General features: G+C 69.4%; 10 protein-coding genes. 5 read left to right on the forward strand and 5 right to left on the reverse strand.

What is annotated here, in order from left to right; all coding sequences use genetic code 11:
- Positions 1–66: 66 nt before the first annotated feature.
- Entirely contained in the window at positions 67–1,422 is a 1,356-nt protein-coding gene (locus ABZV58_RS02120; RefSeq protein ID WP_354998336.1) for a hypothetical protein, read from the reverse strand.
- 195 nt (positions 1,423–1,617) lie between these two features.
- Here ABZV58_RS02120 and lon point away from each other — a divergent pair, with 195 nt between their 5' ends.
- The gene (gene lon / locus ABZV58_RS02125) at positions 1,618–4,041 is read left to right on the forward strand and encodes an endopeptidase La (protein ID WP_354998337.1); all 2,424 of its coding nucleotides are present in this window, start codon (positions 1,618–1,620) and stop codon (positions 4,039–4,041) included.
- A 158-nt stretch (positions 4,042–4,199) separates the two neighbouring features.
- Here lon and ABZV58_RS02130 read toward each other — a convergent pair whose 3' ends face one another.
- Together ABZV58_RS02130 and ABZV58_RS02135 are read right to left on the reverse strand one after the other, a co-directional pair.
- Positions 4,200–4,643 (reverse strand): PaaI family thioesterase, encoded by a 444-nt coding sequence (locus tag ABZV58_RS02130; RefSeq protein ID WP_354998338.1) that lies wholly within the window; start codon positions 4,641–4,643, stop codon positions 4,200–4,202.
- Entirely contained in the window at positions 4,640–5,221 is a 582-nt protein-coding gene (locus ABZV58_RS02135; RefSeq protein WP_354998339.1) for a helix-turn-helix domain-containing protein, read from the reverse strand. The genes ABZV58_RS02130 and ABZV58_RS02135 overlap by 4 nt, the downstream gene beginning before the upstream one ends.
- Before the next feature lie 79 nt (positions 5,222–5,300).
- Here ABZV58_RS02135 and ABZV58_RS02140 point away from each other — a divergent pair, with 79 nt between their 5' ends.
- Both ABZV58_RS02140 and ABZV58_RS02145 read left to right on the forward strand, forming a co-directional pair.
- A complete protein-coding gene (locus ABZV58_RS02140; protein WP_354998340.1) occupies positions 5,301–6,368 on the forward strand; it encodes a DNA polymerase IV in 1,068 nt (355 codons plus the stop codon).
- A 136-nt stretch (positions 6,369–6,504) separates the two neighbouring features.
- The gene (locus ABZV58_RS02145) at positions 6,505–7,500 is read left to right on the forward strand and encodes an oxidoreductase (protein ID WP_354998341.1); all 996 of its coding nucleotides are present in this window, start codon (positions 6,505–6,507) and stop codon (positions 7,498–7,500) included.
- Positions 7,501–7,562: 62 nt separating this feature from the next.
- Here the strand turns inward: ABZV58_RS02145 and ABZV58_RS02150 are convergent, their stop codons facing one another.
- Entirely contained in the window at positions 7,563–9,443 is a 1,881-nt protein-coding gene (locus ABZV58_RS02150; protein ID WP_354998342.1) for an ABC transporter ATP-binding protein, read from the reverse strand.
- 428 nt (positions 9,444–9,871) lie between these two features.
- Between ABZV58_RS02150 and ABZV58_RS02155 the strand changes: the two genes are divergently transcribed.
- Positions 9,872–12,679 carry an FAD-binding and (Fe-S)-binding domain-containing protein gene (locus tag ABZV58_RS02155; RefSeq protein WP_354999000.1) on the forward strand — a complete coding sequence of 936 codons (2,808 nt, stop codon included), beginning with the start codon at positions 9,872–9,874 and terminating at the stop codon, positions 12,677–12,679.
- Between the two features lie 73 nt (positions 12,680–12,752).
- Here the strand turns inward: ABZV58_RS02155 and ABZV58_RS02160 are convergent, their stop codons facing one another.
- Entirely contained in the window at positions 12,753–13,373 is a 621-nt protein-coding gene (locus tag ABZV58_RS02160; RefSeq protein ID WP_354998343.1) for a hypothetical protein, read from the reverse strand.
- A 140-nt stretch (positions 13,374–13,513) separates the two neighbouring features.
- On the opposite strand from ABZV58_RS02160, the gene ABZV58_RS02165 reads away from it, so the two are divergent.
- The gene (locus tag ABZV58_RS02165; protein WP_354999001.1) at positions 13,514–14,443 is read left to right on the forward strand and encodes a DNA-3-methyladenine glycosylase 2 family protein; all 930 of its coding nucleotides are present in this window, start codon (positions 13,514–13,516) and stop codon (positions 14,441–14,443) included.
- Positions 14,444–14,489 lie beyond the last annotated feature (46 nt).

Genomic DNA, 14,489 nt, shown 5'->3' on the forward strand with positions numbered 1-14,489 from the left:
GTATGACCAAGCATCGCAGCGGTGCGGAAAAAATGCAAGCACGCGTGCTTGTATTTCCGGCGCGACCTACCAGCCGAAAAGCACCAGGTGGGCCGCGCCGACGGCCAGCCCGAGCACCGCGCCGTGCAGGTACAGCAGCCAGGCGTCCTGCTCCACCGAGGCGTAGAACATCTCCATGAACTCGCCCGGGCTCAGCTGCTGCAACTTGCGCGCGGCGAACTCGTCGATCTTCTTCGCCTGCTCGCGCGCGAACTCCTCGTCCTCGATCATGCTCGGCGCCAAGGCCACCGCGGCACCCGCCGCGCCGACCTTCAGATTGTCGAACTGCCGCTTGCCGAACGCGGCGCGCACCATCGAGTGCGTCGGCCCGAGCTGACGGTGAATCTCCTCCGAGATCAGCCGCTCGACGAGCTGGCGGGTCTTGTCGCCGTTCGGTCCGTCGAGCAGTTCCGAGGCCAGGTTCGGCAGGGTGAGCACCTGGTAGGCCAGGATGCGCGCGAGGTCGGTCGCGGCCTGCGGCTGGCGCTTGGCCAGCAGGGCCTGGCGCCACAGGTACTTGTACCTCGGCTGCGGATCGCCCGGCTCGAAGACCATCTTCACCGCGATGACGTTCACGACGACGCCGATCGCCGCCGCGCTGAGCAGCACGATCACCCAGGCGGGTACCCAACCGAGCACCGGAATGCGGTCGTGCACGCGCAGATACAGCGCCATCAGCAGGCCGAACGGCGCGCCGAGGAAACCGATGCGCACCATGAACTTCAGCTCGGGGGCCGCGATGGTGGTGGTGAGATCTTTGAGGATGTACGGGTTCTCGCGCAGGTAGCGGATGACGAAGCTCTTGATGTCGATGAGCTGATCGATGTTGTCGCCGAGCGAATCGAAGGCCCGCCGGCACAGCTTCGGCAGCTGCCGGTCCACCCGCTGGTAGATGACCTGTCGCATCTGCCGTGGCACCGAGCGCCACAGGTCCGGGTTCTCCCGGTACATCACCTCGTCGACCAGCGGCTGCACCTGCTTGCGCGCCAGCTCGGCGATGTAGTCGGCGATGCCGTCCAGGTCGAGTTCGTGGATGAAATCCCTGGGACTGCCGATCCGCATCAGCGCCTTGTCGACGCAGATGCTCGCCATCTTCTCCGCGCGCGCCGGAATGAAGCCTTGGAAGCCGAGTCGGCGCCCGTCGCCGGAGAAGGTCGGCAGCACCTGCACCCGCCGCGGCAGGTACGGGTACAGCACATGCAGGCCCGGCACGCGGACGCCGCGGAACTGTACCGGCCAGAAGAGCATCAGCACGCCGGTCCAGTTGGTCAGCCAGCCCGCGAGCGCGCTGAAAATCGGGAAAGTGACCAGGTCGACGACGAACTTCGTCTGGCCGGTGAGCTCTTCCCAGTCGATGAACACCCCGGAGGCGAGAGTGGTCATCCTGGGATCCCCTTAGTGCCGCGAGCTGTAGTGGCCCCCACATTCTCATTGCGATTGCGAGGGTGTCAACGCGGCAGCGGGAACTGTCACAGACGGCCCTTCCTTCGCTCTGAGCGAACGTCCAGGAAGGGCGGAACAAAGACGGAACGGGTGGGGTTGAGTAGGCATCGCTCAACTTTTGGAAGGGTCGAACACGTGACTACACCTCAGAATCTGCCGGTGCTGTTCCTGACCGATCCGATCGTGCTGCCGGGCATGGTCGTGCCCATCGAACTGGACGAATCGGCGCAGGCCGCGATCGACGCCGCGCGTGCCGCCAAGACCGAGGCGGTGCTGCTCGCGCCGCGACTGACCGAGGGTTATGCGTCCTACGGCGTCGTCGCGACCATCGAACAGGTCGGCCGGATGCGCGGTGGAGCGCCCGCGGCGGTCCTGAAGGCGGAGCGGCGAGCCAAGATCGGCCACGGTGTCACCGGGCCGGGCGCCGCGCTGTGGGTCGAGGCCGAGCCGGTCGAGAATCCGGCGCCGGACGGCCGGACCAAGGAGCTGGCCGCCGAATACAAGAAGCTTGTCGTCTCGGTGTTGCAGCGCCGCGAGGCCTGGCAGATCATCGACGCGGTCAACCAGCTGACCGACCCGTCGGCGATCGCCGACACCGCGGGCTACGCGCCGTATCTGACCCCGGAGCAGAAGCGCGAACTGCTCGAGACTCCCGAGGTCGCCAAGCGCCTGACCACCCTCATCGAGTGGACCAAGGCGCACATCGCCGAGGCCGAGGTCACCGAGAAGATCAGTGACGAGGTCCGCGAGAACGTGGAGAAGAGCCAGCGCGAGTTCCTGCTTCGTCAGCAGCTCAACGCCATTCGCAAGGAACTCGGCGAGGACGAGCCGGATGGTGCCGAGGACTACCGCACCCGCGTGGAGCAGGCCGACCTGCCCGAGTCCGTTCGCGAGGCGGCGCTGCGCGAGGTCGGCAGGCTGGAGCGGTCCAGCGACCAGAGCCCGGAAACCGGCTGGATCCGGACCTGGCTGGACACCGTGCTGGAGTTGCCGTGGAACGAGAAGACCACCGACTCCACCGACGTCTCCGCCGCCCGGGCGGTGCTGGACGCCGATCACCACGGCTTGGACGAGGTCAAGGACCGCATGGTCGAGTACCTCGCGGTCCGGGCCCGGCGCGCGCAGCGCGGGCTGGAGGTCGTCGGCGGACGCGGTTCCGGCGCGGTGCTGGTGCTGGTCGGTCCGCCCGGTGTCGGCAAGACCTCGCTGGGCGAGTCCGTCGCTCGGGCGTTGGGGCGCAAGTTCGTTCGCGTCGCTTTGGGCGGCGTGCGCGACGAGGCCGAGATCCGCGGTCACCGCCGCACCTACGTCGGCGCCCTGCCCGGCCGGATCGTGCGCGCCATGAAGGAGGCGGGTTCGATGAACCCGGTCGTGCTGCTCGACGAGATCGACAAGGTCGGCTCCGATTTCCGCGGCGACCCGGCGGCGGCCCTGCTCGAGGTGCTCGATCCGGCGCAGAACCACACCTTCCGCGACCACTACCTGGATCTGGATCTCGACCTGTCCGACGTGCTGTTCATCGCGACGGCCAACGTCATGGAGACCATCCCCGGTCCGCTGCTGGACCGCATGGAGCTGATCACGGTCGACGGCTACACCGAGGCCGACAAGGTCGCGATCGCCCGCGACTTCCTGATCCCGCGCCAGCTCGAGCGCAACGCGCTGACCGCCGAGGAGGTTTCGATCACCGAGGAGGCGCTGCGCGAGATCGCGGCGAACTACACCAGGGAAGCGGGCGTGCGGCAGATGGAGCGCCTGATCGCGAAGGCGTTGCGTAAAGCGGCGACTCGGCTCTCGGAGGACGAAGCCGGCTCCGGCGCAACGGTGTCCGACATCGGCTTGGGCTACGACCCCGAGCTCGGCTACGACCTGCCGGCGACGATCTCTTCCGGCCGACTCACCATCGGTCTCGGCGATCTGAAGGATTACCTCGGCCGTCCCCGCTTCACCCCGGATTCGGTGGAGCGGACCGCGGTCCCCGGTGTGGCGACCGGCCTTGCCGTGACCGGCGCGGGCGGCGACGTCCTCTACATCGAGGCCAACGCGGCCGAGGGCGAGCGCTCACTGACCCTGACCGGCCAGCTGGGCGACGTCATGAAGGAATCGGCGCAGATCGCGCTGACCTACGTGCGCTCGCACCTGGAGGAGATCGGCATCGAACCGTCGGTGCTCGACCGCAACATCCACATCCACTTCCCGGCGGGCGCGGTGCCCAAGGACGGTCCGTCCGCGGGCGTCACCATGGTCACCGCCCTGGTGTCGCTGGCACTCGGCCGCCAGGTGCGCTCGGATGTCGGCATGACCGGTGAGGTCACGCTGAACGGGCGGGTCCTGCCGATCGGCGGCGTGAAGCAGAAGCTGCTCGCCGCGCAGCGAGCCGGGTTGAAGACCGTGTTCATTCCGGCCCGTAACGAGCCGGATCTGGACGAGGTGCCCGCTGAAGTGCTTGCGGCGCTGGATGTTCGGCCGGTGGCGGACGTGGGTGAGATTTTGGGTCACGCGATCGAGCCGGTGGTGGAGGAGTCGTTGAACCGTCCTGCGTTCGCTGCCACCGCGTGAGTCCGGTTTGGGCCGGGCACGGGAAACCGCGCCCGGCCCTTCCGAATGCGGAACTTTCATCACCCCTGACTAGTGCCACACATGCTGTACACGCCTCACATAGGCACCGCCTATGTGAGGCGTGTGAACCCTATGCGCCACCGTCCATGTGAACCCGGTCAAGCGTCGCCGAGTTCCCTTTCGACGCTGCGGGTGGTTCCCTGCGCGACAGCGCACAGCACCGGTTCCCCGTCTTCGGATTCCGCGTAGATCTCGCAGCTCACCACGGCCTGGCGTCGCGTGGACGCCGTGACCGAAGCCTCCGCCCGCAATCGCACCCCCGCGGCGGGGCGCAGATAGGTGATGGTGAACCCGCCGGTCAGCACGTTCGCGCCGAGTACGGTTCCGGCGGCGAAAGTGAGGGCGTTGTCGGCCGCGTAGGCGAGGACGCCGCCGTGGACGAAGCCGAACTGCTGGCCGAGTTCCTGGCGGATCGGGATGACGAGAGTCGCGGCGCCGTCGCCGAATCGGGTGAGTTCGGAGCCGACCAGATTCGCGAAGGGTTGCGCGGTCAGGACCTGTTTGGCCAGGTCGAGGTCGAGTGCTGTGGTGCCGACGGTCATTGCCGCTCCGTTCTTTTCGATGTCGATCCGGCGTCGAGGGCGAGCCAGGCCGCCTCGGCGAGTTCCGCGCCGACCTGCGTCGGCGCGATGCGGATGTCGCCGCCCAGCCACTGCCGCGAATACTCCTGCGCGGGGCCGAGCCATAGTGCGTAGACGAGATCCAGATCCAGTGCGCGCAACGCGCCGTAGGACGCGTGGGTGCGGTACCAGCGCGCGATGTCGGTCATGAAGGTGCGGTTGGTTTCGCTCTCGCGCACGCCGGGCGGCCGCGCCGAAGTGAGAACCTTTGCGCGGTGTTGGTTTTCGGTCACCCAGCGCAGATGCTCCCGCACGCCCGCCGTGATGCCCTCGCGCGCGTCGGTGCTCTGGCCGACCACCACCCAGAAGTGCTGCTGATAGTCGGTCAGCGCGTGCGCCCACACCTGCCGATACAGATCCGCCTTGTCCGGGAAGTGGTGGTAGAGCGCGCCGACGCTCGCTCCGGCCGCCTCGCGGATCTGCGCGAGCGTCGCGTCCAGCGCTCCGTGCTCGGCGAACTGGCGCTCGGCCGCCAGCAGCAACCGATCTCGGATCTTCATAACCAGAATTTAGTTCTGTTCTCCGGTCAGCGCAACACGTCCACCTGCTTCCGTCATACCCGTGCGGTATGACGGAGAGGTGGCCAGATGGCTGTTGCACGTCGATCTCGACCAGTTCCAGGCGGCGGTGGAGTTCCGCCGCCACCCGGAACTGCGCGGCAAGCCGGTCATCGTCGGCGGCCACGGCGACCCGAACGAGCCGCGCAAGGTCGTGACCTGCGCGTCGTATCCCGCTCGTGCCTACGGTGTGCGCGCGGGCATGGCGCTGCGCAGCGCACTGCGCAAATGTCCGGACGGCGTCTTCCTGCCGCTCGACATGGCCGCCTACGAGGAGGCTTCCGAGGAGATCATGGCGCTGTTGCGCACGTTCCCCGGCCAGGTCGAAGTGTGGGGCTGGGACGAGGCGTTCCTTGCGGCCGACACCGACGATCCCGAACTGCTCGCCCGCGAAATCCGCGGCGCCATCGCCGAACTGGACCTGACCTGCTCCATCGGCATCGGCGACAACAAGCTCACCGCCAAGCTCGCCACCGGCTTCGCCAAGTCCGCGGGCAAGTCCTCGGACGCGCCAGGCGTGGGCGCCGCCGCGGGCATGTTCCGGTTGACCGCCGCCAACTGGACCGAGGTCATGGCGCACCGTCCCACCGATGCGCTGTGGGGCATCGGCAGCCGCATCGCCGCCCGCCTCGCCGACCTCGGCATCCACACCGTCGCCGACCTGATGGCGGCCGACCGCCACCGCCTCGCCGAGGCGTTCGGCCCGACCACCGGCCCCTACCTGTGGGTGCTCGGCCACGGCAAGGGCGACACCGAAGTGACCACCGAGCCGCGAATCCCGGTGGGCCGCAGCAAGTCCGAGACCTTCCCGCACGATCTCACCGATCCCGCCGAGATCCGCGCGCAGGTGGCGCGCATCGCGACCGAGGTCGCCGAGGAGATGGCCGAGGTGGGCCGGATCAGCATCCGGGTCGCGGTCACCGTGCGGACCAAGACCTTCTACACCAGCAGCAAACAGGCCAAACTCCCGAAGCCGACCGCCGACATCGCGACCATCACCGAGACCGCGCTGCGCATCATCGACCGCTTCGACCTGGACCGCCCCGTCCGTCTGCTCGGCGTGCGGCTGGAGTTCGTGCCCGAGGAGTAGTCGCGCTCAGCCAGCACCGGTAGCGGGCCGGTCCCGGAGCCTCCGTGTCGCCCGGGAGGAGGAACGCCGCGCGGGTCAACGGGCGGCCCTCGCGGAGCCCCCTCGAGCGCCGCCCGATCCTCGTATGCTCGTCCGCATGGAGTTCTGGGCGATGGTGGCACACGAATCGGACAGCGGGATCGTGTTGACGCGGCAGCAGGTCGACGAGGAATTCCTCGGCCAGGGCACCGTGACGATCAAGGTGCATTACTCGAGCGCCAACTTCAAGGACGGACTCGCCATCACGCCGGGCGGCGGTGTGGTCCGCAACTACCCGATCGTGCCCGGCATCGACATCACCGGCGAGGTCGTCTCCTCCGAATCCGACGATTTCGCGCCGGGCGACCAGGTCGTCGCGCACGGCTACGAGATCGGCGTCTCGCGCAACGGTGGCTTCGCCGAATACGCCAGGGTGCCCGACGAGTGGGTGGTGAAGCTGGACAGGTTGAGCACCCGCGACGCCGCCGCCCTCGGCACCGCCGGTTTCACCGCGGCACTGAGCGTGCAGGCCTTGCTCGACCGCGGTCTCACCCCCGACGACGGCGCGATCCTGGTGACCGGCGCGACCGGCGGCGTCGGCAGCGTGGCCGTGGACATCCTGTCCGGCCTCGGCTTCGAGGTCATCGCCTCCACCGGCAAGAAGGACGCGGGCGATCTGCTCTCCGAACTCGGCGCCAACGAGGTGATCGGCCGCCTGCCCGAGGATCCCGAGGCGAAGCTGCGCCCGCTGTCCAAGGCGCAGTGGGCGGGCGCGGTCGACAGCGTCGGCGGCAAGTCGCTGGCCTACGTGCTCAGTTGCATCGGCTACGGCGGCGCGGTCGCGGCCAGTGGCCTCACCGGCGGCCACGACCTCCCCACCACCGTCATGCCGTTCATCCTGCGCGGCGTCGCCCTGCTCGGCATCGACTCGGTCAACCTCCCGATCGAGAAGCGCCGCGGACTGTGGTCCCGTCTCGGCAAAGACCTACGCCCCCAACACCTCTCGACCCTCGAGAACTACGCCCCGATCACCGAAGTGGAATCCGTCCTGCGCAGCATCAAGAGCGGAAACCACTCCGGCCGAACCGTCCTCGGCGTCGCAGGCGAATTCTGAGCCGACCGGCCGCGCCGAGGTCTCCCCGCGCCGGTTGGTTCGGCGCGGCCTTCGGGTGTGGGTCAGGCTGCGACGGTGACCGGCTCGTCGGCGAACTGGGTGCGGTAGAGCTCGGCGTAGCGGCCTTCGGCGGCCAGTAGTTGGGTGTGGGTGCCGCGCTCGACGACACGGCCGTCTTCCAGGACCAGGATCTGGTCGGCGGCGCGGATCGTGGAGAGGCGGTGGGCGATCACCAGGGCAGTGCGACCCTCCAGCGCTTCCGAAAGGGCTTCTTGCACAGCCGCTTCGGAGGTCGAGTCGAGCGAGGCGGTCGCCTCGTCCAAAATGACGACGCGCGGTTGCTTCAGCAGCAATCGGGCGATGGTCAGGCGCTGGCGCTCGCCGCCGGAGAGGCGGTAACCGCGCTCGCCGACCACGGTGTCCAGGCCGTCCGGTAGTCCGGCGATCAGATCGTGCAGGCGGGCCCGGCGCAGCGCGTCCCACAGCTCGGGCTCGGTCGCCTCCGGTCGGGCCAGCAGCAGGTTGGCGCGGATCGTGTCGTGGAACAGGTGCCCGTCCTGGGTGACGAGGCCGACCGTCTCGCGTAGCGAGTGCGCGCCGATCTGCCGCACGTCGGCGCCGTTGAGCCGGACCGCGCCGCCGTCCACGTCGTACAGGCGCGAAACCAATTGGGCGATGGTGGATTTCCCCGCTCCGGAGGAGCCGACCAGCGCCACCAGCTGACCGGGCTCGGCGCGCAGCGACACATTGTGCAGCACGTCGACCCCACCCCTGGTGTCCAGCGTCGCGACCTCCTCCAGCGAGGCCAGCGACACCTTGTCCGCCGACGGGTACGCGAAGGTGACGTCGTCCAACTCCACCGCGACCGGACCCTCCGGCACCGCGATCGCGTCGGGCGCGTCCTCGATCAGCGGGCGCAGGTCGAGCACCTCGAAGACCCGCTCGAAACTCACCAGCGCGGCCATGATCTCCATCCGCGCACTGGCCAGCGCGGTCAGCGGCGTGTACAGCCTGGTCAGCAGCAGCGAGAGCGCCACCACCGCGCCCGCGTCCAACTGCCCGCGCAGCGCGTACCAGCCGCCGAGTCCGTAGACCAGGGCGACCGCCAGGGCCGAGACCAGCGTCAAAGAGGTGACGAACACCGTCTGCAACATCGCGGTGCGCACGCCGATGTCGCGCACTCGCCGCGCCCGCAGCGCGAACTCGTCGGACTCCTGCTCGGGGCGGCCGAACAATTTCACCAGCGTGGCGCCCGGCGCGGAGAACCGCTCGGTCATCTGCGTGCTCATGGCCGCGTTCAGCCGCGCGGCCTCGCGCTGCAACCCGGCCAGCCGGTTGCCCATCCGCCGCGCCGGAACAACGAACACCGGAAGCAGCACCAGCGCGAGCAGCGTGATCCGCCAAGAGATGCTGAGCATCACGGCGAGCGTGAGCGCCAGCGTGACCAGGTTCGCGACGACGCCGGACAGGGTGTCGCTGAAGGCCCGCTGCGCGCCGATCACGTCGTTGTTCAGCCTGCTCACCAGCGCGCCGGTCCTGGTGCGGGTGAAGAAGGCGATCGGCATCCGCTGCACGTGGTCGAACACCGCGCGGCGCAGGTCGAGGATCAGACCCTCGCCGATCCGCGAGGAGAGCCAGCGGATGCCTAGCCCGAGCGCCGCGTCCAACACGGCGAGCACGCCGATGATCGCCGCTACGGTCACCACCATGCGCGGCGCGGCCCCGCCGACGATGTCGTTCACCACGCGGCCCGCCAGCACCGGCGTCGCCACCGCGAGCAGCGCCGAGACCACGCTGAACACCAGGAACACCGCGATCCGCCGCCGATGCGGCGCGGCGAACCGCAGGATGCGCTTCGCGGTGGCGAGACTGAACGGGCGCTGTTCGTCGGGCGCGTTCATCCGCCGATACATCTGGCTCCACGCCACCGATTCGATACTCACGATCGCTCCCTCTCGACCCCCGCCATCCAACTCCTGGTCACCGACACTAGGACCTCAACAAAGGTTGAGGGCAAGTCGTTCCGTGGCGCCCGTGGATTCCGCCGCGAGCGAACAAAGTGGCCGATCAGCGGCGGGGTTCCCGCTTCGAAGATCGACCGGCTGCCATGCGCCCGATGCTCGCTCGGCGTCTGGCCCGACTCCTCGGCCAAGCCCGCTCCGTGGCAACCGCCTCGCGTCGGGTCGACTGATCACCGTCCGACAGCGGTCGATGGTCCCCGCCGAGGGCTGCCGCGCGAAGTCCCGATCTCAGTCCGCGCATAGCCGTTGGACGCCCGAAGACCGCTGCCGGACGTGTCCGTCGAAAGCCCGCGCACGGCCGGACCGAAGGCGGAGGTACGCCCTAGGCTGACATCGTGACCGAGGAGCGGATGCTGGCGGCTCTGCGCGGACGGGTCGACGGTGAGGTCGACGCGTCACCGCGGCGGCGCGCGGAGTACTCCTCCGACGCGTCGAACTATCGTGTGCCGCCGACCGCCGTCGTCTTCCCCCGCACCGACTCCGACGTCGCCGAAACCCTGAACTTCGCCCGCGAACACGGCCTGCCGGTCACCGCTCGCGGTGCGGGAACCTCGGTGGCGGGCAACGCGATCGGCTCCGGCCTCGTGCTCGACTTCAGCAGGCACATGAACCGCATCGTGCACATCGATCCGGACCGTCGGACCGCGCGGGTGCAGCCGGGCGTGGTGCTGTCGGCATTGCAGACGGCGGCCCGGCCGCACGGATTGCGGCTCGGCCCCGATCCCTCCACACAGAACCGCTGCACCCTCGGCGGCATGATCGGCAACAACGCCTGCGGTCCGCGCGCCGTCGCGTGGGGCCGTACCTCCGACACCGTCCGCGAGCTGCGCGTTCTGGACGGAACCGGAACCGAGCGCGTCCTCGCGGACGATCTCGCCGCGGTGCCGGGCCTGCCCGAGTTCACCAGGTCCAACCTCGCGGTACTGCGCACCGAGCTCGGCCGCTTCGAACGGCAGGCGTCCGGCTACGGACTGGAGCACCTGCTGCCGGAACGCGGTTCGGCCCTCGCCAAGTCGTTCGTCGGTAGCGAGGGCACCTGCGGGTTGCTGCTCGACGCGGAGGTCGGACTGGTCGAATTGCCGCGCGCCACCGTGCTCACGGTGCTCGGCTACCCGGACATCGCGACCGCGGCCGACGATGTCGCCGCTGTCATGACGTGCGCGCCGATCGCGGTCGAGGGCATCGACGCCCGCCTGGTCGACGTCGTTCGCACGCACCGCGGCACGGTGCCCGAGCTGCCGCGCGGCGACGGTTGGCTGTTCGTGGAGACCACGGGCGCGAGCGCGGCGGAGGCGCTCGCGGTGGCCGAGCGGCTGTGCCGGACCACGCACGCGCTGGACGCCCGCATCGTCACCGACACCGCGGCGGTCGCGGCGCTCTGGCGCATCCGCGCGGACGGCGCGGGCCTCGCCGGACGCACCACCGACGGCAAGCCTGCCTGGCCCGGCTGGGAGGATTCCGCCGTTCCGCCCGAGCACCTCGGCGCGTACCTGCGCGATTTCGCCGAACTCACCGCGCAGCACGGAGTGGACGGCCTGCTCTACGGCCACCTCGGCGACGGCTGCATCCACGTGCGCCTCGACCTGCCGATCACCGAAGCGCCGCAACGCTTCCGCGCCTTCGTGTTCGATGCCGCCGAACTCGTGGTGCGATACGGCGGTTCGCTGTCCGGCGAGCACGGCGACGGGCGGGCCCGCTCCGAACTGCTCTCGGTGATGTACTCCCCCGACGCGCTCGCGGCCTTCGCCGGATACAAGGCGCTGTTCGACCCTGACGACGTGCTCAACCCCGGCGTGCTCGTCGAGCCACGCCCCGTCGACGCCGACCTGCGCGTCGCCGGCCTGCCGCTGCTGCCCGGCGCGGGCGGCTTCGCCTTCCCGCACGACGACGGCGACATCGGCACCGCGGTACATCGGTGCGTCGGTGTCGGGAAGTGCCGCGCCGACAGCTCGGCGGCGGGCGGTTTCATGTGCCCCTCGTACCTGGCCACCGCCGACGAGAAGGACAGCACCCGCGGCCGCGCCCGCGTCCTGCAAGAGGTGGTGCGCGGCGAGCTGCCCTGGTCCGCGCCCGCCGTCGCCGAGTCGCTCGACCTGTGCCTTTCCTGCAAGGCGTGCCGCTCCGACTGCCCCGCGGGCGTCGACATGGCGACCTACAAGGCCGAGGCCATGTACCGCCGCTACCGCCGCAGACCGCGCCCACTCGACCACTACGCCCTCGGCTGGCTCCCCCGCTGGCTCCGCCCCGCCAGCCGAATCCCGCGCGCCGCCAACGCGATCGCCGGTATCGACTGGTTGCGCCGAATCGGCCTGCGCGCGGCGGGCATCGACCCGCGCCGCGAAATCCCCCGCCTCGCCGACCGTCCCTTCCGCCGCACCGAACGCGCCCGAGCGCTGCTATCGCCCGATCCGCCGCCCCCCACACTCAACCCTCTGAGCACCACATCAGCCGGTGCCCCAGCCGACGTTCTCCTCTGGATCGACACCTTCACCGACGCCTTCGACCCCGGCATCGCCCAAGCCGCCGTCACCTTGATCGAATCGCTCGGCCACCGCGTGCGCATCCCCCGGCGACGAGTGTGCTGTGGCCTGACCTGGATCAGCACCGGTCAACTCGACGGCGCGCGAGCAAAACTCCGCGCCACCCTCACCGAGCTGGACGAGCACGTCCGCGCGGGCGGCATCGTCGTCGGCCTGGAACCCTCGTGCACCGCGGTCCTGCGCGCCGACCTCCCCGAACTCCTCGCCGACGACCCGCGCGCCGCTCCCACCGCGGCGGCCGTCCGCACGCTCGCGGAGTTCCTGCTCGACCACCCGGACTGGCATCCGCCGCGACGGACGAACAGCCGAGTGGCCGTCCAGCCGCATTGCCACCAACATTCGGTGCTCGGCTTCACCGCCGATCGCCGAATTCTGACCAGCACGGGAGCGCAGGTGACGGAGATCACCGGATGCTGCGGCCTCGCGGGCAATTTCGGCATGCAGAAAGGCCACTACGACATTTCGGTCGCAGTGGCCGCCAACGGCTTGCTTCCCGCGCTGCGCGAGGCGCCCGACGACGCGATATTCCTCGCCGACGGTTTCTCCTGTCGCTGCCAGAGCGCCCAGCTGACAGGACGCCCAGGAATGCACCTGGCGCAATTCCTCATGGGCGAGTGATCAAGGCTACGGAACACGCGGTCCAGGGCACCGTGGCGTGCGTCCGAAACCGGAATCGTTCATCCCCGAGGGATCACGGCAGGACCTGCGGAATGACGTCCGGGGCGATCGCGCCGACGATCAAACCGATCACGGCGCCCTGGAAACCGGAACCGAGCGCGCACAGTGGAATGAAGGGAATCCCGATGATGGTGGCGCCGCAGACCACGGCTCCGAACACGGCCCCGGCGATTCCGCCCGCTGCCGCGCCATTGGCCAGCGGATCGTGGTTGGCCGCATTGGGGTTGGTGGCGATGTCCTGCGGAACCGCGGCCGCCACCGGCTGAGCCACCTCCGGGGTGACCGGCTGTGCGATATCCGCGGCCGCGGGCTGCGCGGCGACCGGGATCACCCGCTGGATCGTGTCCAGAGTCTGCGAAGCCTCGACCACCTGCACGGCTGCGGACGACTGCGGGGCGATGCTCGAGGCGTCGGCAGAAGCCGCTCCCGCGCCCGCGAAGGTCACCGCGACAGCCAGCGGCAATGCGGCGACGAGAGCCTTACGGCCGAATTTTTTGGTGGTCAGACGCATGATTTCCGTACCCTCCCGGCACCGTGAACGTCGCAAACCGATTGGCGTGCAGATTGTTTCGCGGTGCGAATTACAACGATGAAAGTTATGAGAGGTTATATCCGAGCTCGATCGTTCGATCAAATCTTCGTGCGGCGCGCACGCGACGGAAATATGTTCGACGACAAGGTGATTGGCGCATCCATCCTGGTTGCCACAGTTTCGACCGGGCCGGGTGCGCCCGCCGCACCGGAGGCGCGGAGAATGGATCCGTGCGCGAACAGATGGCAACGGCCGCGCGGTCCGGCCTGGCTCGAACGGTGACGTCCGACCGGCCGATCGATCTGGCGCACACCCTCGCGCCGCTGCGCCGCGGCACCGGCGACCCCTGCCATCGGGTCACCGCCGACGGCGCGCACTGGCGAGCTTCCCGGATGCCGAGCGGTCCGGTGACCTATCGGCTCGTCCAAATCGATCGGTGTTCGGTGCGGGCGCAGGCCTGGGGTGCGGGCGCGGCCGAATTCCTCGACCGGCTGGATCACATGCTGTGCCTGGACGAGGACCTGTCCGGCTTCGCTCCCGAGCACCCCAAGCTGGCCGAGGCGCACCGCCGCTTCCCCGGCCTGCGCATGCTGCGTACCGGCCTGGTCCTGGAATCGCTGGTGCCCGCCGTGCTCGAGCAGAAGGTGCACACCATCTCGGCGCGCGCCTCCTGGCGAAAATTGGTGCGCGAGTTCGGCGAGCTCGCACCGGGCCCCGCGCCGGACGGGCTGCGCCTACCCCCGGATGCCGAGACCTGGCGGCGCATCCCGTCCTGGACCTACCACCGCGCGAACGTCGGACCGCAACGCGCGCAGACCATCGTGCGCGCGGCGCGGCTCGCGGAATCGCTGGAGCGCACCGCCGATCAGGATCCGGCCGAGGCGGCGCGGCGGCTGTGCTCGGTGCCGGGCATCGGCGTGTGGACGGCCGCCGAGACCGCCCAACGCGCCTACGGCGACGCCGACGCGCTCTCGGTCGGCGACTACCACTTGGCCGCCGTGGTCGGCTGGACTCTGCTCGGACGCCCGATCGACGACGAGGCGATGGTCGAGTACCTCGAACCCCTTCGCCCGCACCGCTACCGGGCCATCCGGCTGCTGGAGATCAGCGGCCAAGCGCACAAGCCGAAATTCGGCCCGCGCACCCCGCTCACCGATCACACCTGGCACTGAAGGTCACCTTCGGTCGGTCGGGGCGGTTTCAAGCGGTGAAGGTGAC

The sequence above is a fragment of the Nocardia sp. NPDC004654 genome (genome assembly GCF_040609595.1).
Classification (GTDB): domain Bacteria; phylum Actinomycetota; class Actinomycetes; order Mycobacteriales; family Mycobacteriaceae; genus Nocardia.